Source organism: Pseudomonas sp. URMO17WK12:I12, from assembly GCF_000514395.1.
GTDB classification, from domain to species: domain Bacteria; phylum Pseudomonadota; class Gammaproteobacteria; order Pseudomonadales; family Pseudomonadaceae; genus Aquipseudomonas; species Aquipseudomonas mucoides.
In genome coordinates this window covers 49,862-74,869 of sequence record NZ_AZVV01000013.1, presented here as the reverse complement: position 1 = coordinate 74,869, position 25,008 = coordinate 49,862, and the positions used below count along the sequence as shown (strand labels likewise).

Annotated in this window: 25 protein-coding genes; 7 read left to right on the top strand and 18 right to left on the bottom strand. The window is 59.5% G+C overall.

All coding sequences use genetic code 11. The features are described 5' to 3' along the window. Nucleotides 1-7: 7 nt before the first annotated feature. From D882_RS0118895 to rfaH, 10 genes are all read right to left on the bottom strand, one after another. Nucleotides 8-1,321: an O-antigen ligase gene (locus tag D882_RS0118895; RefSeq protein ID WP_027924672.1), complete on the bottom strand. Its 1,314-nt coding sequence runs from the start codon at nucleotides 1,319-1,321 to the stop codon at nucleotides 8-10. Further along, a complete protein-coding gene (locus D882_RS0118890; protein WP_027924671.1) occupies nucleotides 1,318-2,430 on the bottom strand; it encodes a glycosyltransferase in 1,113 nt (370 codons plus the stop codon). Before D882_RS0118890 ends, D882_RS0118895 begins: the two co-directional genes overlap by 4 nt. After that, nucleotides 2,427-3,509 carry a glycosyltransferase gene (locus D882_RS0118885; protein WP_027924670.1) on the bottom strand — a complete coding sequence of 361 codons (1,083 nt, stop codon included), beginning with the start codon at nucleotides 3,507-3,509 and terminating at the stop codon, nucleotides 2,427-2,429. The genes D882_RS0118890 and D882_RS0118885 overlap by 4 nt, the downstream gene beginning before the upstream one ends. Before the next feature lie 2 nt (nucleotides 3,510-3,511). After that, entirely contained in the window at nucleotides 3,512-4,216 is a 705-nt protein-coding gene (locus D882_RS0118880) for a WecB/TagA/CpsF family glycosyltransferase (RefSeq protein ID WP_027924669.1), read from the bottom strand. A gap of 12 nt (nucleotides 4,217-4,228) precedes the next feature. Further along, complete coding sequence (locus D882_RS0118875) at nucleotides 4,229-5,569, bottom strand: UDP-glucose/GDP-mannose dehydrogenase family protein (RefSeq protein ID WP_027924668.1); 1,341 nt, start codon at nucleotides 5,567-5,569, stop codon at nucleotides 4,229-4,231. A gap of 30 nt (nucleotides 5,570-5,599) precedes the next feature. Continuing rightward, nucleotides 5,600-6,991, bottom strand: coding sequence for an undecaprenyl-phosphate glucose phosphotransferase (locus D882_RS0118870; protein ID WP_032833585.1), 1,392 nt, complete (start codon nucleotides 6,989-6,991; stop codon nucleotides 5,600-5,602). A gap of 147 nt (nucleotides 6,992-7,138) precedes the next feature. Beyond that, entirely contained in the window at nucleotides 7,139-9,451 is a 2,313-nt protein-coding gene (locus tag D882_RS0118865) for a GNVR domain-containing protein (RefSeq protein WP_027924666.1), read from the bottom strand. A 2-nt stretch (nucleotides 9,452-9,453) separates the two neighbouring features. Further along, nucleotides 9,454-9,987, bottom strand: a complete 534-nt coding sequence (locus tag D882_RS0118860) for a polysaccharide biosynthesis/export family protein (protein WP_027924665.1) — start codon at nucleotides 9,985-9,987, stop codon at nucleotides 9,454-9,456. 12 nt (nucleotides 9,988-9,999) lie between these two features. Then, entirely contained in the window at nucleotides 10,000-11,160 is a 1,161-nt protein-coding gene (locus tag D882_RS0118855) for an outer membrane beta-barrel protein (RefSeq protein WP_027924664.1), read from the bottom strand. Between the two features lie 38 nt (nucleotides 11,161-11,198). After that, nucleotides 11,199-11,735 (bottom strand): transcription/translation regulatory transformer protein RfaH, encoded by a 537-nt coding sequence (gene rfaH, locus D882_RS1000000132140; RefSeq protein WP_027924663.1) that lies wholly within the window; start codon nucleotides 11,733-11,735, stop codon nucleotides 11,199-11,201. Nucleotides 11,736-12,339: 604 nt separating this feature from the next. On the opposite strand from rfaH, the gene D882_RS0118845 reads away from it, so the two are divergent. Continuing rightward, nucleotides 12,340-13,317, top strand: coding sequence for an NAD-dependent epimerase (locus tag D882_RS0118845; protein ID WP_027924662.1), 978 nt, complete (start codon nucleotides 12,340-12,342; stop codon nucleotides 13,315-13,317). A gap of 2 nt (nucleotides 13,318-13,319) precedes the next feature. Here D882_RS0118845 and D882_RS0118840 read toward each other — a convergent pair whose 3' ends face one another. Together D882_RS0118840 and D882_RS0118835 are read right to left on the bottom strand one after the other, a co-directional pair. Continuing rightward, nucleotides 13,320-14,219, bottom strand: coding sequence for a bestrophin family protein (locus tag D882_RS0118840; RefSeq protein ID WP_027924661.1), 900 nt, complete (start codon nucleotides 14,217-14,219; stop codon nucleotides 13,320-13,322). Between the two features lie 113 nt (nucleotides 14,220-14,332). After that, nucleotides 14,333-15,121, bottom strand: a complete 789-nt coding sequence (locus D882_RS0118835; protein WP_027924660.1) for an alpha/beta hydrolase — start codon at nucleotides 15,119-15,121, stop codon at nucleotides 14,333-14,335. Between the two features lie 98 nt (nucleotides 15,122-15,219). Here D882_RS0118835 and D882_RS0118830 point away from each other — a divergent pair, with 98 nt between their 5' ends. Further along, entirely contained in the window at nucleotides 15,220-16,164 is a 945-nt protein-coding gene (locus D882_RS0118830; protein ID WP_081743977.1) for an aldo/keto reductase, read from the top strand. Here D882_RS0118830 and D882_RS0118825 read toward each other — a convergent pair. Further along, nucleotides 16,161-16,832, bottom strand: a complete 672-nt coding sequence (locus D882_RS0118825) for a glutathione S-transferase family protein (protein WP_027924658.1) — start codon at nucleotides 16,830-16,832, stop codon at nucleotides 16,161-16,163. The two genes, D882_RS0118830 and D882_RS0118825, sit on opposite strands and share 4 nt — an antisense overlap. Nucleotides 16,833-16,961: 129 nt before the next feature. Between D882_RS0118825 and D882_RS0118820 the strand changes: the two genes are divergently transcribed. Then, the gene (locus D882_RS0118820) at nucleotides 16,962-17,333 is read left to right on the top strand and encodes a nuclear transport factor 2 family protein (RefSeq protein WP_027924657.1); all 372 of its coding nucleotides are present in this window, start codon (nucleotides 16,962-16,964) and stop codon (nucleotides 17,331-17,333) included. Between the two features lie 44 nt (nucleotides 17,334-17,377). Here D882_RS0118820 and D882_RS0118815 read toward each other — a convergent pair whose 3' ends face one another. Then, nucleotides 17,378-18,769 (bottom strand): aldehyde dehydrogenase family protein, encoded by a 1,392-nt coding sequence (locus tag D882_RS0118815; RefSeq protein ID WP_027924656.1) that lies wholly within the window; start codon nucleotides 18,767-18,769, stop codon nucleotides 17,378-17,380. Nucleotides 18,770-18,869: 100 nt separating this feature from the next. Between D882_RS0118815 and D882_RS0118810 the strand changes: the two genes are divergently transcribed. Next, on the top strand, nucleotides 18,870-19,748 hold the full coding sequence (locus D882_RS0118810) for a LysR family transcriptional regulator (RefSeq protein ID WP_027924655.1): 879 nt from the start codon (nucleotides 18,870-18,872) through the stop codon (nucleotides 19,746-19,748). 53 nt (nucleotides 19,749-19,801) lie between these two features. Here the strand turns inward: D882_RS0118810 and msrA are convergent, their stop codons facing one another. Both msrA and D882_RS0118800 read right to left on the bottom strand, forming a co-directional pair. Then, nucleotides 19,802-20,311, bottom strand: coding sequence for a peptide-methionine (S)-S-oxide reductase MsrA (msrA, locus tag D882_RS0118805; protein WP_027924654.1), 510 nt, complete (start codon nucleotides 20,309-20,311; stop codon nucleotides 19,802-19,804). Nucleotides 20,312-20,474: 163 nt separating this feature from the next. Continuing rightward, entirely contained in the window at nucleotides 20,475-20,798 is a 324-nt protein-coding gene (locus D882_RS0118800; protein ID WP_027924653.1) for a hypothetical protein, read from the bottom strand. 191 nt (nucleotides 20,799-20,989) lie between these two features. Here D882_RS0118800 and D882_RS0118795 point away from each other — a divergent pair, with 191 nt between their 5' ends. Then, nucleotides 20,990-21,379 carry a cytochrome c family protein gene (locus D882_RS0118795; protein ID WP_027924652.1) on the top strand — a complete coding sequence of 130 codons (390 nt, stop codon included), beginning with the start codon at nucleotides 20,990-20,992 and terminating at the stop codon, nucleotides 21,377-21,379. A 12-nt stretch (nucleotides 21,380-21,391) separates the two neighbouring features. Here D882_RS0118795 and D882_RS0118790 read toward each other — a convergent pair whose 3' ends face one another. After that, on the bottom strand, nucleotides 21,392-22,066 hold the full coding sequence (locus D882_RS0118790; RefSeq protein WP_027924651.1) for a bifunctional 2-polyprenyl-6-hydroxyphenol methylase/3-demethylubiquinol 3-O-methyltransferase UbiG: 675 nt from the start codon (nucleotides 22,064-22,066) through the stop codon (nucleotides 21,392-21,394). Nucleotides 22,067-22,212: 146 nt separating this feature from the next. Here D882_RS0118790 and D882_RS0118785 point away from each other — a divergent pair, with 146 nt between their 5' ends. Then, complete coding sequence (locus D882_RS0118785; RefSeq protein ID WP_027924650.1) at nucleotides 22,213-23,034, top strand: SDR family oxidoreductase; 822 nt, start codon at nucleotides 22,213-22,215, stop codon at nucleotides 23,032-23,034. A 23-nt stretch (nucleotides 23,035-23,057) separates the two neighbouring features. Here the strand turns inward: D882_RS0118785 and D882_RS0118780 are convergent, their stop codons facing one another. Then, a complete protein-coding gene (locus D882_RS0118780; RefSeq protein ID WP_027924649.1) occupies nucleotides 23,058-23,771 on the bottom strand; it encodes a class I SAM-dependent methyltransferase in 714 nt (237 codons plus the stop codon). A gap of 292 nt (nucleotides 23,772-24,063) precedes the next feature. Here D882_RS0118780 and D882_RS0118775 point away from each other — a divergent pair, with 292 nt between their 5' ends. After that, nucleotides 24,064-24,870, top strand: coding sequence for a lytic transglycosylase domain-containing protein (locus D882_RS0118775; protein ID WP_027924648.1), 807 nt, complete (start codon nucleotides 24,064-24,066; stop codon nucleotides 24,868-24,870). Nucleotides 24,871-25,008 lie beyond the last annotated feature (138 nt).

The window sequence follows — 25,008 nt, the reverse complement described above, 5'->3', positions numbered from 1 at the left end:
TCCTTTTTTACGCGTTGGCTGAATCGCGCGGGAATGCTTGGCCAGATCGACGCTGACGCACGGGTGACGGTGACAACTCGGGACAGGTCGCGTGGTGATGCCGGAAGGACAGGGCCAGGGTGCAGAACACCAGGAACTCGGCGGAGCGGTAGTTGGGAATCACGTACGCCACGTAGTTGGTGACGATGAACAGACCGATGATCACCAAGGCGCTGGCGCGAAACTGCGCAGACTGGTTCGCCGTCACGGCCCGGTACTGTTTAAGCAGCGCTTCAGCGAGCAGCAGAGCCAGCGCGGCCAGCTGGATGATGCCGCCATTGAGCAGCGTCTCCATGTAGCCGCTGTGGGCGTTGCCGATGTACCCCCAACGCTTGATGAACGCGGCAGCATCGGGGCTCGACCAGAAGGCGCCGAAGCCGTAGCCCTTGAGGTACTGATCGTCGACAAACGGCCCGAGCAGCTCCCAGATCATCGTGCGGTCGGTGAGTGACGGGTCGCGACCGGCCATTTCCAGGACCACCGCAAAGTTGCTGTAGAGAAACAGGCAGCCCAGCAGGTAGACGAGGGTGCAGCCGAGGAACAACAGCTGCGATCGGTTCATGCGCAGACGGATCAGCGTCAGGAAATACCAGTAGCTGATGGTGCCGGCAACGACCAGCACCACACCGGTCGCAGATTGGGCGAGCAGGATCGCAATCAGCGAGAAGAACGAACAGAACAGTGCCCAGCGGTTGCGCTGACGAATCATCGGCAGCAGCAACAGGATCGCGATGGCGTTGATCCGTGCGCCGGCATTCTTCTCCATGAAAATCCCCTTGAACGCGCCTTCGCGAATGCCGCCGGAAACGAACGCGGCACTGGGCATCACCAGCGCCAGGATCAAGCCGATCAACGCCGCCGCGCCAATGGCGCAGCCGAGCATGAAGGTGATTTTTTCGAGGCTGTAGTTGTAGGCAATGAAGCCTGCAAAAAACACCACGCTGATCATCGCGACAAACCGCTTGAGGCTCAGCATCGGGTCGAAGGACCAGCCGATGGAGGCGATCACGCAGAGCATGAACAGCAGCAGAAAGAAGTTGCCCCGGTAAAAGCTTTTACTGAGGAACACCTTGTTGCGGATGAAGAAAAACAACGGCACCAGCAGCGTGATCAAACCGCAGACCTGGTTGGTCACGTTGCCTTCGAGGTCTTTGTCGATGTCGTCGAAACTCGAGGCGCTGCCCAAACCAAGGACAAAGGAAATCACCTGGATGTAAAACAGCACGCCGAACAAGGTGAAACCGTCACGCAGGGTGGAATGGCGGATCTCCAGTCTGTTCATGGCGAGGGGCTCCCGAGCAGGGCGGTGAGGTAGGTTTTCACCGCGCTGGCGTTCATGAACCGGGCCGCCGCATCGAGGCGGGCCTGGCGGTGTACATCGCGTGGAGTGGTGAGTTGCAGGGCAATCGCCTGCGACAGGGCAATCGGGTCGTCGACCGCCACGAGGGGGGCGACGACGCCATTGATCAGGATGTCTTGCGGGCCATGGGGGCACCGGGTCGAGACCACCCGCGTGCCGGTGGACAAAGCTTCGACCAGCGCGTTCGGGCTGCCTTCGAAACGCGACGACAACACGAAGCAATCGGCCGCGGCCACTTCCGCCATCGGGTCATGGGTGTAACCCGGCAGGTCGACCCGATGCTCCACACCCAGTTTGCGTGCCTGCGCCAGCAAACGATCGCGCAGTACGCCTTCGCCAAAAATGATCAGGCGCGCACTGCGATTGGGCAGCGCGGCGAACGCGGTGATCAAGGTGTCGAAACCTTTTTGCGGTGCCAGGCGGCCCACGGCGACAATGACCGGGCTCGACGCTTCCAGCAGCCAGCGGTGGCTGGGCGGGCGTGGCGGTTTGTCGCGAAAGTCGTTGTCGAGCACCGGGTTGTCGGCAATGGTCACGTCCTGTCGGCGCGCAATAGTCGTGTCGATCAGGTCCTGGGCGACGCCTCGCGACACGCAAATCACCGGGTTGGGAATCAGTCGATACAGCAGCGGCGCTACGCGGTAGGCGATCCGTACCATGAGGTCGGGGTTGACGTGCTTGTCGTGAGAAAACGCATTGCGCTCGCTGACGTGCAGTCGGGCCAGCGTCCCCGACAGCGCGGCGGCAACGATGGCCACCACGTTGACGTGAGTCAGCGCTGCCAGTTGTGCGTCGAAACGGTTTTGCCGAAGGAAGCGCGCCAGCGCCGGCACCGCCCTTGAACTGCGCGGGCTGCCCAGTTCAACCTTTTTTACTCGGGGGTCGAGGTTTGCCACGTTGAGGCCGCCGCCAGTGAGCATCAGCAGGGTCACGTCGTTGCCCGCGTCCACCAGCGCACCGGCCAGGCGCGTCATCATTTTTTCCGCCCCGCCTGCGCTGAGGTCGTGGAGGATAATCAGCAGCTTTTTCATTGGTTCCATACCTGGTAATACGCCTGCGCGGCGTCCTGGCTGGTGTACTGGCGGATCGCGTCACTGATCATTTCCCCGTTGATCGCCACCTGACCCTGCAAAAACAGGCTTTGCAGCATGCCTTCGGCCAACGCCGGTACGTCGTTGACGTTGACCAGTTGGCCGAGTCGGCCGTGGTCCAGCAGTTCCCGAGGCCCGGTCTCGCAGTCGCACGCCAGCACCGGCGTACCCAGCGCCAGGGCTTCGATCAGCACGGTCGGCATGCCTTCGTGCAGCGAGCTGAGAATGAACAGTCGAGCCTGTTTGAGCAGGGGATAGGGGTTGCTCAGGAACCCGGTGAAATGCACCCGGTGCGCGATGCCCAGGCGGTTTGCCTGAATGATCAGCGCTTCGCGCAACGGACCGTCACCCGCAATCACCAGGTCCGGCACTGCCTCGCTTTGCAGGGCCATGGCGTAGGCGTCGAGCAGGAGGTTAAAGCCTTTGGGTTCGACCAACCGGCCCAGGCCCAGCCAGTAATTGCGCGGAACTTCGGTGGGCAACGGACCCTTGGCGGCGCGCAGGAGCTGGTCGGTGATGACCGCGTTGGGGCAATAGCGGATGCGCTGCCGCCCCCACGGCATCATCTCGGCCAGGGATTGGCGCAGCGCGGTGGACACCGCCACCACCTTGCCGCTGCCACACAGGTACAGCGCGTAGAGCAGGCGCAGGCTGGTGGGGCCGGTTTTCTGTTCCGAGCAATCGAATGATGCGTGACGGCTATAGATCACCTTGCAGGAGCTGCCGAGGGTGGCGAACCACGTGCACAGGTTGGCCTGCTCCTTGGCGGAAATGAGGTGGGTGATGCCTTCGCGGTGAATCAGCCGGCGTAACTGGACGATCGATTTGAGCATCCCCCAAAGACCGCTGCCATCGCCGTCATTAAGACTTCGCACGCCTTCAGTGTCGGGCGTGTCGCCGTTGATGACGAAGAAGCTCACATGTTGGCCGTCCTTGAGAAACTGCTCGGACAAGCGCTGCTGAACGCGCTCGACACCGCCGCCCGAAGTGAAATCCTTGAGGATGAACAGAATGTGCATGGTCATTCCCCGACACTGATGGTGACTTCGTGCCGAACGACCATCCCCAGCAGTTGCAGGAAATTGCTCGGGTAGTCGACGAGGTAGCGCTTGATGGTGTGCGGCTCGCGGTACATGCGATAGAACGCGCGCAGGTGCAGGCGGTTGATCACCGCCGGGTAGTAGTGACGCGTGGCCATGGCCTCCTGGCGAATGAACCCGCCACAGGTAAAGGCAACACCGCGAAACCCGGAGCGCTGCGCGTCCTGCTCGAACTTTTCTTGCAGTCCGGCACCGAGGCCGACGATCAGGATGTTCGCTTCGCTGCGGCAGATCTCGGCCTGAATGCCCTCGGCCTGCGCTGCATCGAAATAGCCGTTGTGATAGCCGGCGATGATCAGTTGCGGATAGCGCGCCTTGATCTTGCTGATGAACAACTCGAGTTCGTCCTGCCGGGCACCGACGAAATACACCCGTTTGCCCTGTTGCTCGGCGCTACCCAGCACCGGATGAGCGATGGAAGTGAAGTCGAAACTGACCCGGCCGACGTTGCGCCCAGTGACCCGCGACATGAACGCCGACATCAGCATGCCGTCGCAAAAGTAGGCAACGGTGCCCGGGGTGTGTTTGATCAGGCTGCCGATGGACGCAAAATTAATGAAGGAATACGCCTGGCTGGCATCCAGCAACGTCGGTGAGTATTGCCTGACGATTTTCAGCGTGATCATGGCCTGACCCCCTCAGATTGCGGCGTGGGTCTGGCGACCCACGGACACGTAGGTGAAGCCACGCTTGCTCAAGCGCTGCGGATCGAACAGGTTGCGTCCGTCGAAAATCAGCGGTTGCTTGAGCTGTTGGCTGATCAGGTCGAAGTCCGGCGCGCGGAACGCTTGCCACTCGGTGACGATGATCAAGGCGTCGGCATTTTTCAGCGCCGCTTCCTTGGTGCCCGCCAGGGTCAGGTCGTCGCGCGAGCCGTAAATGCGCTGGGTTTCCTCCATGGCTTTCGGGTCGTAGGCCTGGACGCTCGCGCCGGCGTGCCACAAGGCTTCCATCAGGACCCGGCTGGGGGCTTCGCGCATGTCGTCGGTGTTGGGTTTGAAGCTCAAGCCCCACAGGGCGAAAGTCTTGCCGCGCAGGGCGCCGTCGAAGTGATCGGAAATCTTGCTGTAGAGGGTGGTTTTCTGCTCGTTGTTGCGCGACTCCACGGCCTTGAGCACCCGCGCATCGATGTCGACACGGGTGGCGGCGTGAATCAGCGCCTTCACGTCCTTGGGGAAACACGAGCCGCCGTAGCCGAGGCCGGGGTAGATAAATTGATAACCAATGCGCGGATCGGACCCGATTCCGTGGCGGACCATTTCGATGTCTGCGCCGAGCTTTTCGGCGATGTTGGCCATTTCGTTCATGAAGCTGATCTTGGTCGCCAACATGCAGTTGGCCGCGTACTTGGTCAGCTCGGCGCTGCGAATGTCCATGACAATGATTTTTTCGCGGTTGCGATTGAACGGTTCGTACAGTTCACGCATGACCTCTTCGGCGTGCGGGCTGTCGGTGCCGATGACGATCCGGTCCGGGCGCATGCAGTCCTCTACCGCACAACCTTCCTTGAGAAACTCCGGATTGGAGACCACATCGAAGGTCAGGTGGCTGCGACCGTTGTCGGCCAGCACCTGCTCGATGCGTGCACGTACCAGGTCGCCAGTACCGACGGGGACGGTGGATTTGTCGACGATGATCTGGTGACGATCCATGTGCTGCGCGATGGTTTGCGCCACGCTCAACACGTATTGAAGGTCTGCCGAACCGTCTTCGTCAGGCGGCGTGCCGACGGCGATCAACAACACATCGCCATGCTGCACGGCGCTGGCCAGGTCGGTGCCGAACTGCAGGCGGCCGCTCTGGTAATTATCGCGCACCAGGGCTTCCAAACCGGGCTCGTAGATCGGCAAGGTGCCGTCCTTGAGGGCATCGACCTTGGTGGCGTCGACATCCACGCACATCACGCTATGGCCGACTTCTGCCAGCGCGGCGCCCTGGACCAGGCCCACATAACCTATACCGAATACGCTCACATTCATGATCAAACCTCGGGGAGTCGAAGCAGGGCGTCAGTAGATGTTTTTCGAGAACAACGTGAAGGGCGTCTTGATCAGAATCTTGATGTCCAGCCACAGTGACCATTGGTTGATGTAGTTGAGGTCCTGGGCCACGCGCAGCTGCATCTTTTCCACGGTCTCGGTCTCGCCGCGATGCCCGGTGACCTGGGCCAGCCCGGTAATGCCAGGCTTTAGGCGATGACGGGCCATGTAGGCGCGGACTTTGCCGGTGTAGTAAATGTTGTGGGTGACGGCGTGCGGGCGGGGGCCGACGAGGGCCATCTGGCCGAACAGCACGTTGAACAGCTGCGGCAATTCGTCGATGGAACTGCGGCGCAGGAAGCGTCCGACCGGCGTGACGCGATCGTCTTCGCGGGTGGCCTGGCGCACCTCGCGGTCGTCATGGACGCGCATTGAGCGAAACTTCCAGACCTTGATCACTTCGCCGTTGCAGCCGTGGCGGTTTTGCTTGAACAGCACCGGCCCTGGCGAGCTCAACTTGACGGCGGCCGCGACCACCAACAGCAACGGACTGATCACAATCAGGGCCGTGGCCGCCAGGCTGCGTTCGAACAGGTCCTTGCAAAACAGGCTGGCGGGGTGCGAGCTGATCAGGCTTTCGTTGAGGTAGATCGCCGGCATCCGTTCGATTTCCGAGATCGAATGATTGAGCAGCACCATGCTGCTGAAATCCGGGATCCAGACCACGTCGACGTTCATGTCCAGCAGGTCGATGTACAGCGCTTCAATGGTCGCGGCATGCGCCATCGTCAGGACGATATAGACGCGCCGCACGGCCAGGCGAGTGATGATCTCGCGAATGGCGTCGACCCGGCCCAGCAGCGGCAGAATGCTCGGCGCCGGGCCACTGTCGTCGGCGGCGGCGATGAACCCCAGGACCAGCGCGCGGTTCGGCCGGGAGAGTTTTTTCGCCAGCTCATGGGCGGTCGGACAGGTGCCGATGATCACTGACCGGCGTTCCTTGCAGACCATGCGCGCGTGCAACCGGGCGAAGTAATGCAGGGGCAGGAAACTCAGCGCCTGAACCAGAAACCCCAACACCGCCCAAACCATGATGACTTGTCGCGAGTACGTCGCACTGGTTTGGGTGATGAAGGCGATGGCCGCCAGCACGGCCAGCAGGATCAGCCAGCCGGCCAGCAATCGACCGAGCCCGACCAGCAAGCCATGACGCTTGTGGTAGACCTGCATCAGGCTGTAGATCGGCACCGAGCCGAGCACGGTCAGAATGATCAGAATCCGGTAATCGCTGGTCAGGTTGCCGACGCGCCACAGTACCAGCAGCATCAGCAGCCCGATGGTCAGCGTCATTGCGCAGACCCACTGTCCCCAGAACGTCAGGCCTCGGCGGTGAGTCAGGTGAGCGGTATAGAGCGGTGTCATGGGCTTGACCTCAAGGCAGAAGTAAATGCACCAGCACAAAACGGGCGGACACGGCGTGGCTCCCGCAGGCTTTTCCGTTGCTCGGCAGAGGTGAAGCAGCTGTTTTTGTATTGGCAGAGGTGACGCGTTGGCTAGGTCGCCCCGGTGTTAACGGGGCGCGAAGTCGTAGTTATAAAACGTGCGGGAGTGGTTGTAGCCATACTTGCGCGCCTTGCGCAGGTCGACCTGGTTGAGCACGGTACCGAACACCGGTACGTGGCTTTGTTGCAGCATCGCGATGCCCCTTTGCACCTGGCTGATCGGCGTGCTGTCGGCCTTGACCACGTAGATCACGGCGTCCGAATGCTGGGCCAGCAGCAAGGCATCGCTGATCATCTCCGCCGGCGGCGAGTCGATGATGATGTGGCGGTAACGCGACTTCAGTGCTTCGAGCATCCGCGCCATGCGTGGCGAACTGAGCAAGTCCTGGGGCGGAGGCTGGCGTGCCGGGTTGAGCGCGTCGGCGGGAGATGGCAGGCGCGGCGCGGTGAACAGGTCCACCGAGGGCTGCAACATTTTCCCGGCCGGCAGCAAATCCAGGTTGCCCACCGAGACGATGCAGTCTTCGAGCCGAGCCGTGCCCGCAATCACATTCGCCAGCCCGGGGGCGTCCGGCGGGAAGTCGAAGTTCAGCGAAAGGGTCGGCTGGCGCATGTCGGCATCGATCAGCAGCACGCGCTCAAGGGAGGTGAGCGAGCTGGCGAGGTTGTTGGCGATGGTGCTTTTACCCTCACCGGCCACAGTCGAGGTCACCAGCACCACCTGCGACGGCATCTCGCTGCTTTGCAACATCAACCAGGTGCGCAGGTTGCGAATGGTCTCGGAAAAGCGCGGGTTGTCGTTGTCCTCAAACAACCGCGCCAGTTGCCGGCGGCTTTTCTTCATCACCAACGGAACGACGCTGAGCAATGGAATATTGAGCGTGCTCTCGATGGTCTCGTCGGTCTTGAAGGTGTTGCTCAGGCTGTCAAACAGCAGGGCCAGCGCAACGCCAATCAGGGCTGCCAGCAACCCGACAATGCCCACGATCAACGTTTTGCGTGGCTTGCTGGCTTCCATCGGAACAATTGCCGGGTCGACGATGCGCACCTTGGTCGAGTCCATGTCGGCGGTGGCGGCGGTCTCCTTCAAGCGAGTGACGAAGGTTTCGTACAGCGCACGGGTGCTGTCGACTTCACGCTGGAACTCGCGCAACTGAAACTCTTTGCGCGCGATGTCCTGGATCTGCGCCTTGTTGCTGTTGAACGATTGGCGGATTGAGGCTTCGCTGGCCGAGGCGAGCTGGTATTGCCGCTCGATCCCGGCGACCACTTGCTGCACCTGCAATTGCAGGGCAGTGGTGGCTGCGCGCAATTCGGACTGTGCGGAAATCAGGCTCGGGTGTTTCGGCCCATAGCGCCCCGACAGCTCATCGACCTTGGCTTGCGCTTTGGCCCGGTCAGCCTGGAATTGCTGGACCAGCGGATTGGACAACACAGCGGGTACGCTGGAGAGCCGACTCAAGTCGCCAGTGCTCAAAGCCTTGGCCTGACGGTATTCGCTCTCGGCTTCAGCGCGGGTACGGCGGGCGTCGACCATGCGGCTGCCGGTAGCCTCCAGTTCGTTGGCGCTGATGGTGGAGACACCGCCGACATCGACCAGCCCTTGCTCTTCGCGGTAGCCCTGAAGTTTTTTCTCGGCCACGCGCAGGTTGTTGCGCAAATCGACCAGTCGGGTGTTCATCCACGCCGTGGTGGACTGCGAAGATTTTTCGCTGGTGTCGATCTGGCTGTCGGTAAAGCCCTGGGCCAGTGCGTTGGCCGCTGCGGCGGCGAGATCAGGGTCCGGTAGCTCGACTTCGATGTTCAGCAGTTGGCTTTTGCCGACAAACTTGACGGTGGTGTGCAGCATCAGGTTTTGCGTGACCTGATTGAACACGTCTTCCTCGGTTGGCGCGTCCTTCACCGGCAACAGCATGCCCATTCCGGGTATCCACTGATTAAGGTTGAGGTCCGCCAGCCATTTGCGCGGCGTGAACCACGGCGCCGGCTGCTGGCGCGGATCGGTGATCGGGTTGGTGGTGAGACCGAGTTTTTTCACCGCGCGTTCGGCCAGGTCCCGGGATTCCAGGAGAGCCTGCTGGGTCTGCAAGTAGTCAGTAGCGTTGCTGCCTGAATCCTTCACTTGCTGGAAGGACATCAGCGGCGGCGTCTTGTCGTTGAACAGCAACGTGGTGCTGCCGATGTATTGCGGGGTGATCAGCGAGACGGCCACCACCGCCAGGGCAACGCTGAGCACAACCAGCCAGCCGATTTTCCATTTCGCGCGCCAGATCACCCTCCACAGTTTGAGCAGATCAATGGTGTCCCTGTCTTCGCTGTGCTGTTGATACACGTGCGTTTGCAGAGGACGTTCGACGAAGTTGCTAGGGCTGTTGTCCATGATTAGAAAAAGCCTTGTGCAATGGAAATGGTGTCGCCGGGGGCAATTGTGGTGCTGCGCGTCACTTCATCGGTGAGGGTCTGGCCGCTGTCGCCGCGCACGATCGTCACGCGTTTGATCGAGGCGCGCTCGGTGAGGCCACCGCCCAAGGCAATGGCTTTCTCAAGCGTCAGGCCGGGCACGAAGGGGTAACTGCCGGGTTTGGTGACCTCGCCGTTGATGTAGAACGAGCGGTATTCGATCTGGCTCAGGCTGACTTTCGGATCGTTCAGATAGCCCTGTTTTAGCCCGTCGACGATGATCTTTTCGACCTGGTTGGGGGTGAGGCCCTTGGCGGAAATTTCACCGAGGAACGGGTAGGAAAACGTTCCGGCGTCGTTGAGGCGAACCCTTTTAATGCTCAGTTCCGGCTCGCCGAACACGGTGATGCGCAACACGTCGCCCGCCGCCAGTTTGTACTGGGTGCCGGAGTCCGCTGCGTACGTAGTGGGGGCAAATGCCAATGCGAACAACAAGCCAAGAGTGTGTGAGTTCATCGCAAAACCCTCCTAAAGGCTTACGTTGAAGCTGATCGAAACAACATTGCGGGTGTAGCTTTCATCTTCGGCGTCCGAATTGTTATCCCGGTAGCGATAGCCGAGTTCGATATCCAGCCATCGGCGCATGGCGTATCTCAGGGCCAGGTTGTAATCCTGAAGATTGTCCGTGCGGCTTTCGCCTTCGTAGACATATCGGCCATAACCGGCCTGGGCCACGGTGGTGATGCGTTCGGTCCAGCCGTGGCGCCAACCGACCTGAGTGAAGGTTGATTTGACAGCGTCAGCACCATCGTCGCCCTCGGCAAGGGCCTGGCGGGCGACAAAGGTAAAGGTCGAGTAAGTACGTGGTTTGTATTGCAGATCCACTTGCCAGGTGGGGTTGTCGAGGTCTTTGGATTGGCTGCTGTCGAAATTCTTTTTCTCGTAACCAATGCGCACTTTGCCCGAGGTGCGGGCGGTGAAGTCCCATGTGGCTCCGCCCAGGATGGCGTCGGATTTACTGCTGCGCGGGCTGTTGGATTGCAGATAATCGAAGTTCGTGTGGTCGTATTCCAGCAAGCCACGGGTGTTACTGCCAATGCGGTGATACCAGGTGGTGGTCACACCGGCGGTATTACGTTCTTTGTCGTCGTTGACGCCATCGGCATTGGTATAGCGAAGTTCTGCATAGTTGGCGCCGACATCAATCTGGTTATCAGCGCTCTTGGCGCCGTAGGTGTACAGGCCACCCACACGTTTGTTGTTGAGTTTGTCGTTTTCGCCTATGACCGCCGTCGATTCCGTACGCTCCCATTTGCGGTACTCGGCCTCAAGTTTCAGACGGTGTCGGTCGGTGAACTCCATGATGCTGTCGGCCCGCACCCGCTGTGCCGTGTACGAGGCATCGGACTCATCGTGGTATATGTTCTGAGTCGGCTGCCAGATAAGGCGCGTGGCGCTGTTGCGGTCTTCAGCCTTCAGTTCGAAGGAGGGCGCCAACCGAGTGATCATGGAAGATTGCGTGTTGTTTTCCAGTTCGCGAAAGTTATCGTCGTAACTTTCTGAGAGCAGGAAAGTTGGAGTGAAGTTGAAGCCGTAAACATCGATGTTTTGTGGGTTGATACTCCATGCCATCCCTGGATAAAGAGAGGCCATGAGCAGTGCAATAGGGCAGCGTGACTTCAAGGCCATTTTTCGTAGCTCCTGACGAAAGCATATAAGGCAAACAATTAGTTATTAAGTTGTATGGGCGTGCTCTGGAGTCCGAGATCACTGCGTGGAACGCAAATAGTTTGATCGCGATTAAGGAACTGCAGCAGGATCATCACACGTTCAGCCCCCTGCGAGGACACGAAGATGCCTTCCAGTGTCGACAGTGGCCCTCGAATGATTTGCAAGTGTTCGCCGGGTTTCAGGTCATGGTCGACGTGCGCATCCGCCGATTCAAAACAGCGCGCGCGCAGATGCTCGATGACGTGCTCTGCCACTGTCGCGGGACCATGATTGAATTCGACAATACGACTGACGCCGCGGGTGGAACGTAAGGGCGCCCAATTGTCGTTACGGCTGAGGTGGATAAACAGATACCCGGGGAACAGCGATTCCAGCACCCTGTGGCGTTTTCCGCGTATCACGCGCTCGGTCACCAGTTGGGGGTGGAAGATCACATAGTTTTGTTGCAGAAGGTTCAGGTGGGCACGTTCATCCTGACGTGGTTTACATTGCAACAGGTACCAATTAGACCGCTCGGAGCTTAATGCTGGCATGCTGGTAAACTCTGTGAATTGAGAAGTTTAGGCAGGCAGTGGCTCTATTGAGGCCTAGGAAGTGTTAATCGAGCAGATATGTTTTTTTATAGAGTTGCGCAGTTGTGTATCAATAATGAATCACAAAACGCATCACGAAAGGGCACAAGCCAATGACGTGACGCTATACCGTGCAACATATCAGGCATAAGCCTGAGTCAACTTCGCTTTGGGCAAAGCTACCGCACGGTCCGCACAAGGGACCCACATAAAAACTAATTCGGTAGGAGACTAAGGATCAGAGGCTAAACAGACAGTCCGCACTCGCACAACTGTTCCAATAGACCGGTGTAGTTATCGACCACTCTAAGCGAGCTGTCAAACGTTCCTCGTCAAAAAGCACGCCTTTTATCCAATAGTGAATTTGCTTCTACTCAAGCGGCTGTTTTCAGGAGGAATTTTTATTTCGTCGGACAAATTAAACTTTTGATGTGATTGATAGTCAGGCCGTTGAGAATAATCCCCAATCATGGGGGTTGTTAAGTAGTAAGCTTCGAATCTGGACCCCATGCAATAGCAACGCTATAACTAAGCCCTTCTTGTGTTAACAGGGGAGCAAGGCACTATGACCGTTCTTGTGACTGGCGCTGCGGGATTCATCGGGTTTCACACGGTCAAACGGTTATGCCTGCAAGGCCTTGAAGTGATAGGTGTCGACAACCTCAATGACTATTACAGCGTCGAACTCAAACAGGCCCGGCTCAAACAACTGAGCGTGTTGCAGGGCTTCCGTTTTCAGAAAATGGACATTATCGACAAGCCTGCGTTGATGGCGTTGTGCAACGAACATCACTTCACCGAAGTGGTGCACTTGGCGGCGCAAGCGGGGGTTCGTTACTCGCTGGATAACCCGGACGCCTATGCGCAATCCAACCTGGTGGGTTTCCTGAATGTGCTGGAAGCCTGTCGACACTATCCGCCCGCGCACCTGATCTACGCGTCGAGCAGTTCGGTGTACGGTGCCAATAACAAGCTGCCGTTCAGTGTGGATGACCCGGTGGATCATCCGGTTTCGCTGTACGCCGCGAGCAAGCGCGCCAATGAACTGCTCGCCGACAGCTACTGCCATCTGTACGGCCTGAAGGCCAGCGGCCTGCGTTTTTTTACCGTCTACGGACCTTGGGGGCGCCCGGACATGGCGCTGTTCAAGTTCACCGAAGCGATCTTCAAGGGCCAGCCGATCGAGGTGTTCAACCATGGTCAGATGGCGCGCGATTTCACCTATGTCGACGACATCGTCGAAGGTATCGCCCGCTTGCGAACAAAGCCGCCAGTGGCGAACCACGAGAGTGGGGGCGTCAACCGTCTCTTCAACATCGGCCGTGGCCATCCGGTCGCGTTGCTGGATTTTATCGAATGCCTGGAGTCGGCATTGGGGGTCAAAGCGCTGCGCAATAACTTGCCGATGCAAGCGGGTGATGTGATCAAGACCTGGGCCGATGTGTCGGCGCTGGCGGACTGGGTCGACTTCCGCCCGCAAGTGACGGTTGAAACCGGTGTGGCGCAGTTTGTCGAGTGGTACCGGGATTTTTATCAGGTGTGAAATCACTTCAACACAAAGTCCACCGGTTCCAGCGCCGGTGGAAGTTGTGTTTCCCCCATCGCGGTGAGGATTTCCCGCTCGATGGTGCGCACGATCGCATCGAGGGGCAGGTCGTTTTCGTCGCGGCCAAACGGGTCCTCCAATTCGTCGCCAATCGCATCCAGGCCAAAAAAGGTGTAGCTGACAATCGCCGTGAAAATCGGGGTCATCCAGCCCAGGGGTTCGGCCATGGCGAAGGGCAGCAGGAAGCAGAACAGGTAGCTGGTGCGGTGCAATAGCAAGGTGTAGGCAAACGGCAGCGGCGTGTGTTTGATCCGTTCGCAGGCAGCCTGTGCCTGGGTCAGGTGCGCCAGATGATTGGCCATGATCGTGTAGCGCCATTCGTTGATCACCCCCGACTCGCTGAGTGCCGAACACTGCTGGCCGACCTGCAGCAATATGCGCCCGCTGAAATCCGGCGCGTTGTCCTTGGGGATCGGGTCGAGCCATCGGCCACTCGCCGCCAGTTCGTTTTCCTGGCGCAGTTTGGCGTTGAGCGCGTGGGCGAACCCGCACAAGTGACTCAGCAGGGTGTTGCGCGTGTCGGCGTCCTTGATGATCACGGTTTCTCGAATCATCGAACGAATCGCCACGATCACATCACCCCAGGCTTTGCGGCCTTCATACCAGCGGTCATAACAGGCGTTGTTGCGAAAGCTCATGAAGATCGATAGCGACAAACCGAGCAGCGTGAACGGCGTCGCGCTGACTTTGGAAAAGTAGCTGGGGTGCAAAGTCTCGACGAGCACGATGACCGATGCCAATAGCGTCACCATCAAACTGCGCAGGGCGATCCGTTTGGCGATGGAGCCCTTGATCGCGCTGAGGATGTTGATGAAGTTCGGTTTGGGTCTGACGATCATGGAGTTCTGCCTTCAGGTGTTTCGCGTCGCGCGCAGGCTAAGAGCTTGCGGGCGGTGAGTCCAATCACTCTGGATGACTGCGCGATCGATACTGTCTATGAAGGTAGTCCATCTCATAATCCGTCGCCCAGCAGCTTCAGGTACTCGGGGCTGTCGGATATGGAGTTATGGCCGGTGCCCGGTATCACCTTCAACGTCGCCACACCGGGGGCGAAATGGGTGTAGAGCTGCTGCGTGCTGGAACGCGGGATGACCTCGTCGTGGCTGGCGGCGATCAACAGCGTCGGCACCGTGATGTGCGCTGCATATCGCCAGGATTCGAAGCGGTCCTGTAACAGCCACCTCACCGGGAACCAGCGAAACTGTTGTCTGGCCAGGCTTTCGAGGCTGTTGTAGGGCGTGATCAGGATCAACCGCGAGACCGGGCGTTGACTGGCCAGGCGCACGGCGACGCCCGAGCCGAGACTGCGCCCGACCACGACAACCTTCGGATGGCTGCTGTAGACCTTGTCAAACAAGGTCAGCGCATCACGAGCAATCGCTTCCTCCGAGGGCGAGCCGCTGCTGCCGCCGAACCCGCGGTAGTGCATCAAGTACAGCGCCTGCTCGGGGAACGCCTGGGAAAAACCGGACAGACTGCGAGACACATCCTCGGCGTTACCACCGAAGTAGATCAAGGCGTTCGGGCCGTCATGAGGCCTGACCGACACCTGTATTTGCGCATCTTCGACCGTCAGCGTCAGCAGTGATGCGGGTGTGGTGGCCGCGCTGGCTCGCGGGTAGTAGATCAGCGCGCGCTGAAACACGAACAACGCCGCACACAGCGTCAGGTACAACGCAGCAAGGATGACAACGAGAAGCGTCAGGGTTCTGAACATTCGACTAACTTTAGGGGGCGACATTGACGGCTCTGGGATCGAGGTCCGCTAACACGGGATCGGTGCCAGAGTTTAGTTCAACGGTAGCGGGGCACGCCGGGTTGGGCCACACGGGCAATACGATGAGCCACACTGACGGATACACGCGTCGACGATTTCTCACGCTGGCTGCCGGTGTTCCGGCGGTTTTCACCTTCGATCGGGCTTTTGCAACCTCGGCGCCGTCGACGGAAACAGGAGGCAAGACCATGCAGACCCGCGCCATTCCCTCCAGCAACGAGCTATTGCCCATCGTCGGGCTGGGTACGTATCGCGGTTTTGATGTCGAGCCTTCCAGCCTCGCCTACAAACAATTGCCAGAGGTGCTCAGCGTCTTGCTCAAGAAGGGCGGCACCGTCATCGACTGCTCGCCGATGTATGGCCGCGCCGAACAGACCACCGGTGAATTGCTGTCGATCCATGAGCCGCGCTCGCCGGCCTTTCTCGCCACCAAGGTGTGGACCCGTGGCCGCGAGGAAGGTATTGCGCAGATGGAACGGTCCTTCAGCCTGCTGCAAACCGACCGCATCGATCTGATGCAGATCCACAACCTGCTGGACTGGCAAACCCATTTGCCGACGTTGCGCGAATGGAAGGAGCAAGGTCGGATTCACTACATCGGCATCACCCATTACACGCCGACGGCCTATGAGGAAGTGGAGGCGGTGCTCAAGGCTGAGCCCCTGGATTTTTTGCAGATCAACTATGCGCTGGACGATCGCGGTGTCGAGCGACGCATCCTGCCGCTGTGTCGCGAACGCGGGGTGGCGGTGATCTGCAACCGGCCCTTCGGTGGCGGCGGTTTGCTCGAACGCTTGAAGGGCAAGCCACTGCCCGGTTGGGCTGCGCAAGTGGGGGTCACCAGTTGGGCGCAACTGGCGTTGAAGTTCCTGCTGTCCCATTCGGCGGTGACCTGCGTGATTCCCGGCACCGGCAATCCGCGTTACATGGCGGACAATGCCGGCGCCGGTTTCGGGCCAATGCTCACGGGGGCGCAGCGCGAACAATTGATCGACATCGTGCGTTAGGGGCGCGGGTGAAACCGTTGCGGGATGTCTTGCTCGAACGGGTAGAGCGAGAAGTAAGGCCTGGCTTCGTCGATCACCCGCTGCACGGATGGCCGGTTCATCAGCCGCTCGAAATAGGCGTTCAAATGGCCGTGTTCACCAGGTATCTGCTCTAGGGTACTGGCATAGAAAAGCGCCGGGGCCGCTGAACAATCGGCCAGGCTGAACGCGGCGCTGGCCAGCCAGGCGTTGTTCGCCAACTGGCGGTCGAGCATGCCGTACACGGTCTGTAGCGTGGCGCGCTGTTGGGTCAGATTGCCGTTCGCACCGAGGATGCGATCCAGGACAATCTGCTGCAGTGGCGTCTGAAGGTAGTTGTCGCAGACCCGGTCCCACAGACGGACCTCCAGCGCCGTGTCCCAATGGCCCGGAATCAGCCGGTGTTGCCCGGCAAAATAGTGATCCAGGTATTCAATGATGATCGTCGACTCCGCCACGTCGCACTGGCCGGTGTGATCATGAATGACCGGGAATTTGCCGATCGGCCAGAGCGCCTGCAACTCGGCTTTTTCAGCGGCGTTGCCCAGATCAATGATCCGTTTGTCGAAGTCGACTGCGTGCTCATAGAGCGCGATCAGCACTTTGTGGCAGTACGACGAGAGTGGATGGTAATAGAGCGTCAGGGACATCTTCAGCGCCTCCCGAAAAGTGACCTCCAACAGCATAGTCGCCGCGCACGAGGGGTCGAATCGCGGTGCTAGACTTTTTAGGTTGAGCCCTCACCGGCGGTGTGAGGACGATAAAGCTGGAGGTATGTCATGACTGCTCAATCGCTGGACAGGGAGCACATCAGCGTTGTCATTCGTAATTATGTCGAAGGAATGGTATTCGCCGACGAAGTGCTGCTGCGGCACGCGTTTCATCCCGCCTGTCGCATCATCGGTCACTACGAGGGAACGCTGGAATGGTCGTCGCTGGATGAGTTTGTCAGCGCCATCAAGGCCGAGGGGCCGGCGCCCAGAGAGGTCAAGCCGTTTTGGGAAACGCTCAGCGTCGATATCACGGGGGATGCTGCGGCCGTCAAGGTAATGGATGACTATGCCGGTATGCGCTTTACCGATTATTTGTCGTTACTGAAAATCAATGAGCGCTGGATGATCGTCAACAAGCTCTATTTCGTGCATGAATAAAATCGCAGCCTGGGAGCCAACGACGCCCAGGCTGCGTTTTTCGCTTAGCGGCGGTCCAGCCACACGGTCTGGGCATTGCAGAACTCGCGCACGCCGAAGTGCGACAGCTCGCGGCCAAACCCGCTTTTCTTCACGCCGCCGAAGGTCACGCGGGGGTCGGAAGCGCTGTAGCCGTTGATGAACACGCCGCCGGTTTCCAGTTCGCCGGCCATCTGTTGGGCGAGCGCGACATTGGCCGTGAAGACGGTTGCCGCCAGGCCGAACTCGCTGTCATTCGCCAGTTCCAGCGCATGGGCGGCGTCGCGTGCGGTGATGATCGAGGCTACCGGGCCAAACAATTCCTGTTTGAACGAGGTCATCTGGTCGGTGACATTGGCGAACACGGTCGGCTCGTAGAAGTTGCCCGGCCCCTGCGCCTTCTTGCCGCCCATCAACAAAGTCGCACCTTCTTCGAGGGTGTCACGCACTTGTTGATCCAGTTCATCACGCAGATCAAACCGCGCCATCGGGCCGAGGTAAGTGTCAGCGGCCAGTGGATCGCCGACCACCAGTTTGGCCGTGGCTTCGACGAATTTACGTGTGAATTCCTCGACAATGCCTTGCTCGACGATCAAGCGCTTGGCCGCCGCGCAGACTTGCCCGGTGTTCTGGTAGCGGCCGATGACGGCGGCTTTGACTGCTTCATCGAGGTCGGCATCGTTGAGCACGATAAACGGATCGGAACCGCCCAGTTCCAGCACGCATTTTTTCAATGCCGCCCCAGCCTGAGCGCCGATGACCATGCCGGCGCGCACGCTGCCGGTGAGGGTCACAGCGGCGATGCGCGGGTCGGCAATCGCCGTGGAAACGCCGTCCGGCGTGACGTTCAGTACTTCGAAAACCCCTTCAGGGAAATCGGCGTTCTTGAAAGCGTCCAGTAGCAGGTAAGCGCTGCCCATGACGTTGGGAGCGTGTTTGAGCACGTAGGTGTTGCCGGCGATCAACGCTGGAACGGCGCCGCGCAGCACTTGCCAGATCGGGAAGTTCCACGGCATCACCGCGAGAATCGGCCCTAGCGGGCGGTATTCGATGCGCGCCTTGCCGCCTTCAACCAGCGTCGATTCGGCGTTGAGCATGGCCGGGCCGTGTTCGGCGTACCACTCGCAGAGCTGCGCGCACTTTTCGATTTCGCCACGGGCCTGGGAGATGGGCTTGCCCATCTCCAGGGTGATCATGGTGGCCATTGTGTCGGCACTGTTGCGCAGGGCCTGAGCCAGGACGATCAGCAATTGCGAGCGTTGCGCCACGGCGGTTTTGCGCCAGACACGGAAGCCGCCTGCGGCCCGCGACAGGGCGGCTTGCAGTGCCGAGTCGGACTCGAAAGGGTAGTGGCCGATCTGCTCGCCGGTGGTCGGGTTGATCGAAATGGCGTGGGTAAGGCTGGAAACGCGGGTCATGGCACCGTCCTGCTAGGTGGGAATGCGCTCAGGTTACGGTGGCGTTTGTTTTTCGGAAACTGAATAATGCTGAGCATATCGTTCACGTTTGGAGAATGACTTGGATCTGGTTCAGCTGGAAATCTTCAAGGCCGTTGCCGAGCACGGCAGCATCAGCGTCGCCGCACAGCACATCCACCGCGTGCCTTCCAACTTGACCACGCGGATCAAGCAGTTGGAGCAGGACTTGGGCGTGGACCTGTTTATCCGCGAGAAAAGCCGCCTGCGCCTGTCGCCGGCCGGGTGGAGTTTTCTCGACTATGCCCGGCGCATCCTCGACCTGGTGCAGGAAGCCCGCGCCACTGTGGCAGGGGAAGAACCGCAAGGCTCGTTTCCCCTGGGGTCGCTGGAAAGCACGGCGGCGGTGCGCATTCCCGGGCTGCTGGCGGCCTACAACCAGAAACACGCCAAGGTTGAACTGGACCTGTCGACCGGCCCTTCGGGGACGATGATTGATGGGGTGTTGTCGGGGCGGTTGGCTGCCGCGTTTGTCGACGGGCCGGTGCTGCACCCGGCACTGGAAGGCGTGCCGGCGTTCGAGGAAGAGATGGTGCTGATCGCGCCGCTCAACCATTCGCCGATCCACCGGGCGCAGGATGTGAACGGCGAAAATATCTACGCCTTCCGCTCCAATTGCTCGTACCGGCACCACTTTGAGAGCTGGTTCAGCAAGGACGCGGCGGTGCCGGGCAAGATCTTCGAAATGGAGTCCTATCACGGCATGCTGGCCTGCGTCAGCGCCGGTGCCGGCCTGGCGTTGATGCCGCGCAGCATGCTGGAAAGCATGCCGGGGTGCACCACGGTGAGTATCTGGCCGTTGTCCGAATCGTTCCGGTATTTGCGCACGTGGCTGGTGTGGCGCCGAGGAACGGTGTCCCAGAGTTTGACCATGTTTGTGCGCTTGCTGGAAGAGCGTGGGGTGGTTCAAGCACAACCTTGAACCCACCCCATAACACTGTGGGAGCGAGCCTGCTCGCGACTCGAGTCATTGCTTCAGAGTGCGCGTTTTGGCAGTTTCCAGTTCGGCCGAATGAAATGGCAGGTGTAGCCATTGGGTACTTTTTCGAGGTAGTCCTGATGCTCCGGCTCGGCCTGCCAGAACGGGCCGGCGGGGGCTATTTCCGTCACGGCCTTGCCAGGCCACAGGCCGGACGCATCGACATCAGCCACGGTGTCCTCGGCGACATCGCGTTGTTCTTCGTTGAGATAGAAGATCGCCGAACGGTAGCTGAGGCCGATGTCGTTGCCCTGACGATTGGCCGTCGAAGGGTCATGAATCTGGAAGAAAAATTCGAGGATCTGGCGATAGCTGATCACCGCCGGATTGAACACAATCTCGATGGCTTCCGCATGGGTGCCATGATTGCGGTACGTGGCGTTGGGCACATCGCCGCCCGAGTAACCGACCCGGGTAGACAGCACGCCGGGCATTCGCCTGATCAAATCCTGCATACCCCAGAAGCAGCCGCCGGCCAGAATGGCGGTTTCGGATTGCGTGGTCATAAAACTCACTCCTCAGTATTTATCGATTGGACCCGATTATTACGCAGTCTCGCGACTACTTTCTGCTTCTTTGTGAATGCATCTGGCGTGAGGCACGTGGAGGAGGGCAATGGCCTGGGCTGCGGGACGAACAACGAAAAAAGACCGGTTTATCCGGGCTTTTTCATGACTGGCGTTTGGCGGGTGCGCCTTGGCACTTGGTCAGCAGCCGCTCGATCTGGGCCAGTTCCCATGCGCTGAGAAAACTGACCGGGTCAGTGCCAAAACGTTGCCAGTCGTCGAGTTCACCCACGCGGCCATCGGGGCTGTGGCAGCGTTGACAGTGGCGCACATGGACGCCGTCGACGTCGAGGGTCAGGCGCCAGCCTTCGATATCGACCTGAATCTGGCCGGGCCCGGCGTGTTCATCGAGGCGCCGCAAAGGGTGGATGCCCAGGGCGGCCTCGCGCAATGTCTGGTAAACCTCGCGGGCGGTCAGGGGTAGCACAGGTGTCTCCAATAGAATGTTCGTCAAACGCCAATACGCCCGCACAGGATAGAGACTGCGCTTGAAGCTGTCAGTGAATAACCCCTGATGACACCGTGGGTTATGAAGACAGCCATTCTTTGCGTAGACTTTCGCCCCCGCAAGCGGGCGCCCATCTTTCGCGCCTGACGAAACACGACTGGGAAATGAACATGTACAAAGCCGCTGCACTCACGTTTACCTTGTTGTTCACTGCAGGTGTATTCAGCCTTCAGGCACACGCGGCCGGCGATGCTGAAGCGGGTGCGACACTGTTCAAGCGAATTTGCGGGGGCTGCCATCAGGTCGGGGAGTCGGCGCGGGGTTCATTCGGTCCGCAGCTCAATGGCATCTTTGGCCGGCACTCCGGCAGCACCACGGATTACCAATACTCCGACGCGATGAAAGCCGCCGGTATCGTCTGGACCCGCGAGACACTGACCGCGTACCTCGAAGCGCCGAAACAAGTGGTCCCCGGCACCCGGATGATTTTCTGGGGACTCAGCGATCCGGAAAAGATCGAAAACCTGCTGGCCTACCTGCAAACCTTTCAGCCGCAGTGACATTCGCGATTGCTATGACTCCCGCCGCTCCGCCATCAACAACAATGACTCCGGCACAGGACTTTGCGGGTGCTGCGGCTCCTGCAAGGCGACCAGCCGAAAACCAGCCATGTCCAGCGCATTGAGCCAACTGGACAAGGTGCGGAAATACCAGGGCATGGGTTGCCACTGACCCCCGAACCCGGCGAAGGTCTCTTCCCGCCAACCATCCTGATAGTTGCCGGCCGCTACGGTCCACGGATGCAGCGTCTGGATCACCAGCGTGCCGCCAGGAACGAGCAGGGCGTTCATGGCCGTGAGCAGCGGGATGATGTCCTGGTGCAATAGTGCGAAGTTGGCGCAGATCAGATCGAAGTCACTGCCTACGTTGACCTTCGCCTCCACCAATTCTTCATAACTCGCCACCTGTACTGTCGAAGAGCCCGCTGCCCGTGCCGCCTCGATCAGCGTCGCATCACCGTCCACCCCGACCGCCTCTATGCCCCGGTCAGCCAACGCACGCAACAACCAGCCCTCACCACACCCCAGGTCGAGCACGCGCTCAGGCTGCCGGCCCATTACCGCCAACAAGATGGCCTGGTCGGTGACTTGCCGGCGGCTTTCGATAGCGCCGGTGCGGATGGCTTCGATCCAGGATCGGGCATTATGGTGCCAGCTTTGGAGGAGGGTGGATTCGGGAGCGGGCATGTTGATGTCCGGAGTTGTTGGTTGGATGAGAGGATAGAACAGGTGCTTTATGTTCGGGGTGCTAGTGTCTGCTTTTGCGTGTGAACTCGACTTCGGGTTGGTTAACGCTTTGCATCCATCAAACCAAGGGCGTCTCAGGATCATTTATGGACAATAAACTTACCGCCAAGACTGCGATCATTACAGGGGCAGCCCAAGGAATTGGCGCCGCGATTGCACGACTCTACGTGCAGGAGGGGTGCTTCGTTTACGTCACCGATATAAACGATGAGCTCGGCAGAGCGCTAGCAAACTCACTCGGTGATCGTGCCCGTTATCTGCGCCTGGATGTGCGGCGGGAGGACGATTGGCAGCGAGTGACGGCGCACATTTTGAAAGAGCGCGACAGGCTGGACATCCTGGTGAACAACGCCGGCATTACCGGGTTTGAACAAGGCGCCGTGCGGCACGACCCGGAACATGCGCGACTGGAAGACTGGCTCGCCGTGCATCAGACCAATCTTGACGGTGTATTCCTGGGGTGCAAGTACGCCATTCGCGCCATGCGGAATCCAGGATCGGGCTCGATTATCAACATCTCCTCCCGCTCAGGTTTGGTCGGTATTCCGGGCGCGGCAGCGTACGCATCGTCCAAGGGCGCGGTTCGTAATCACACGAAAACGGTGGCGCTTTACTGCGCTGAGCAAGGCCTCAAGGTTCGGTGCAACTCAATTCATCCGGCGGCGATCCTCACGCCCATGTGGGAGCCGATGTTAGGCACCGACGAGGGGCGTGAAGAACGAATGGCCGCACTGGTCCGGGATACGCCGCTCAGACGGTTTGGCATGCCCGAAGAAGTGGCGGCCGTGGCGCTGTTACTGGCCTCGGATGAAGCGACATACATCACCGGCAGTGAATTCAACATTGACGGCGGCCTGCTGGCAGGTTCGGCTGTTACGCCAACTAAAGGGGATGACGGCGGAGTCTAGCTCCGTGCATGTCAGATCGCCGTTCAGACTGTTTTACACGTTAACCAGGCACCCCAAAACAGGCTGCTGAAAAAACGGGTAGCGTCCCCAAAACCCGCATCATGCAAAAGCTTCTGAACAGCCGCCTCAGAATGTGGAGGGTCAGCGCCTTGAAGAATTTTCCCAAGTTTGACTTTCACTTCATCCGGACTGGCTCCGTGCTGCCGCCAACGTTGCCCCCAGGCTGCCAGGAGTAACGGCTGGCTGGCGTAGGCATAGTGATTGCCGGCGACAATCAGTGGAGCCCCCGGTTTCAGACGAGCCCGAATGGACCGTAAAATTTCTCCCTTGGCATCATCCCCATCGAGATGGTGGAGTACACCGATCAAAGTGGCTGCGTCGTAGGACTCATCTGCGGCCAAGTCTTCAACGTGCCCGAGATGCACGTCCGTTCTTTCAAGCACGTTGTTTACGGCTAACTGCTGTTTCGCGGTTTCCAGCATCGGCTCAGACGGATCAACGGCGGTGAAGCGCCAGACTGGCTCAAGCCTGGCCATCGCGATGATCTCCTGCGCCGTACCGCCAGCGCCAACGACCAGTATTTTTGCCGAGTCCCTATTTCCAAGGCTTGCCGCGAGCATGCACGCCACCAAGTCCTGACAGGCGTCATAACCTGCCAGTGCGATACGGCTCTGTCGTCCGTACTCATTGGCCCGAGTGTTATCAAACTTTTCAGCGGGGTTAAGTGGTGATTTCAAGGCGGTTCTCCATGTCCTTGGAATCAACTTAGGTCATAAGCGGCGATAATAAAAATTCATTAATTTTATGCATTGCATTCCTGGCAGGAATGCCAAAGCACTCAGCTTTCGTCCAGGCAACAGTTGGGAAGTCGCGTCGTGCGAGCAATCAAGTCTGGGCCTCGCCGTGGAGCGCCGGCAGCCCGTACGTCAATGCAAGTTCCTTGACCGGTTACAAGGGGTATAACTATCAGAACAAAGGCGATCACCAGTACAGGCCTCCAAAGGCTGCGCCCGGGCACGGAGCGATGTGATGAGTTCCAGAGCATGGCGATGGGCTTGCAAGAGCCTTCTTGGCTGCATCGAGCTGGCCTTGCTGGCCGCTCCACTGTGCGCGAGCGCCACGTTCAAGTGCCAAGCCAGTGACGGAGCCATCAGCTACACCAGCCAAGCCAGTTCCAACGCCCGCTGCACTCGCCTGAATGGCACGGCGGGCGCCGGTGTCGGCACTAAGACAATTGACCCGCCCCAGCTTGCGCAGGACGACGATTCAGGCGCGGTGCGGGTTCGGGTGTTCACCTTCAAGCACAAGGGTATTCGTCAATATGTGAGCCGACGTCCCGTCGGCATCTCCGCACGGGTCGATGTCCTTGAGCTCTATGTCATCAAGGGCTGCTATCTGTGCAGGGTGCCGAAGGATTTCAAGGTCGCCTCACTGCGCCTGGACACTGATTCCTATCGGCGGGAGATCGAAGCCGCTGCGGGGCATTACGGTGTCGACAGGGCGCTGGTCCGCGCAGTGATTCATGCCGAATCGGCGTTTCGCCCCAACGCCATTTCCGAGGCTGGCGCCCAAGGGCTGATGCAGTTGATGCCCGCCACCGCCGAGCGCTTCGCCGTGGACAATCCGTTCGACGCACGACAAAACATCCGTGGCGGCGTGCGCTACCTGGCCTGGTTGCTCAAGCGCTTCAACGGAAACCAGGTGCTGGCGTTGGCAGGCTATAACGCTGGCGAAGCGTCCGTGGTCGAGTACAACGGGGTGCCTCCCTACGCCGAGACGCAATCCTACGTCACCCTCGTGCAGTCGTTGACCGAACGCTATCGCAACCATCGCTAGTACGGTAAGCCAGAAACAACAGTGAGATGGCTCGCCAGCCTGTTGCGGGTTTGCAGCGCCTGTATCCCCTAAATCCGGGCTGTCTGTGTCTATCGGCACCATCGCCAGATTGTTACGGTCCGCATTTATTGTAATTCG

Excerpts from the sequence above, each read along its gene's own strand:
- D882_RS0118895 (WP_027924672.1), bottom strand. The coding sequence starts at position 1,321 with ATGAACAGACTGGAGATCCGCCATTCCACCCTGCGTGACGGTTTCACC.
- D882_RS0118890 (WP_027924671.1), bottom strand. The coding sequence starts at position 2,430 with ATGAAAAAGCTGCTGATTATCCTCCACGACCTCAGCGCAGGCGGGGCG.
- D882_RS0118885 (WP_027924670.1), bottom strand. The coding sequence starts at position 3,509 with ATGCACATTCTGTTCATCCTCAAGGATTTCACTTCGGGCGGCGGTGTC.
- D882_RS0118880 (WP_027924669.1), bottom strand. The coding sequence starts at position 4,216 with ATGATCACGCTGAAAATCGTCAGGCAATACTCACCGACGTTGCTGGAT.
- D882_RS0118875 (WP_027924668.1), bottom strand. The coding sequence starts at position 5,569 with ATGAATGTGAGCGTATTCGGTATAGGTTATGTGGGCCTGGTCCAGGGC.
- D882_RS0118870 (WP_032833585.1), bottom strand. The coding sequence starts at position 6,991 with ATGACACCGCTCTATACCGCTCACCTGACTCACCGCCGAGGCCTGACG.
- D882_RS0118865 (WP_027924666.1), bottom strand. The coding sequence starts at position 9,451 with ATGGACAACAGCCCTAGCAACTTCGTCGAACGTCCTCTGCAAACGCAC.
- D882_RS0118860 (WP_027924665.1), bottom strand. The coding sequence starts at position 9,987 with ATGAACTCACACACTCTTGGCTTGTTGTTCGCATTGGCATTTGCCCCC.
- D882_RS0118855 (WP_027924664.1), bottom strand. The coding sequence starts at position 11,160 with ATGGCCTTGAAGTCACGCTGCCCTATTGCACTGCTCATGGCCTCTCTT.
- rfaH (WP_027924663.1), bottom strand. The coding sequence starts at position 11,735 with ATGCCAGCATTAAGCTCCGAGCGGTCTAATTGGTACCTGTTGCAATGT.
- D882_RS0118845 (WP_027924662.1), top strand. The coding sequence starts at position 12,340 with ATGACCGTTCTTGTGACTGGCGCTGCGGGATTCATCGGGTTTCACACG.
- D882_RS0118840 (WP_027924661.1), bottom strand. The coding sequence starts at position 14,219 with ATGATCGTCAGACCCAAACCGAACTTCATCAACATCCTCAGCGCGATC.
- D882_RS0118835 (WP_027924660.1), bottom strand. The coding sequence starts at position 15,121 with ATGTCGCCCCCTAAAGTTAGTCGAATGTTCAGAACCCTGACGCTTCTC.
- D882_RS0118830 (WP_081743977.1), top strand. The coding sequence starts at position 15,220 with ATGAGCCACACTGACGGATACACGCGTCGACGATTTCTCACGCTGGCT.
- D882_RS0118825 (WP_027924658.1), bottom strand. The coding sequence starts at position 16,832 with ATGTCCCTGACGCTCTATTACCATCCACTCTCGTCGTACTGCCACAAA.
- D882_RS0118820 (WP_027924657.1), top strand. The coding sequence starts at position 16,962 with ATGACTGCTCAATCGCTGGACAGGGAGCACATCAGCGTTGTCATTCGT.
- D882_RS0118815 (WP_027924656.1), bottom strand. The coding sequence starts at position 18,769 with ATGACCCGCGTTTCCAGCCTTACCCACGCCATTTCGATCAACCCGACC.
- msrA (WP_027924654.1), bottom strand. The coding sequence starts at position 20,311 with ATGACCACGCAATCCGAAACCGCCATTCTGGCCGGCGGCTGCTTCTGG.
- D882_RS0118795 (WP_027924652.1), top strand. The coding sequence starts at position 20,990 with ATGTACAAAGCCGCTGCACTCACGTTTACCTTGTTGTTCACTGCAGGT.
- D882_RS0118790 (WP_027924651.1), bottom strand. The coding sequence starts at position 22,066 with ATGCCCGCTCCCGAATCCACCCTCCTCCAAAGCTGGCACCATAATGCC.
- D882_RS0118785 (WP_027924650.1), top strand. The coding sequence starts at position 22,213 with ATGGACAATAAACTTACCGCCAAGACTGCGATCATTACAGGGGCAGCC.
- D882_RS0118775 (WP_027924648.1), top strand. The coding sequence starts at position 24,064 with ATGAGTTCCAGAGCATGGCGATGGGCTTGCAAGAGCCTTCTTGGCTGC.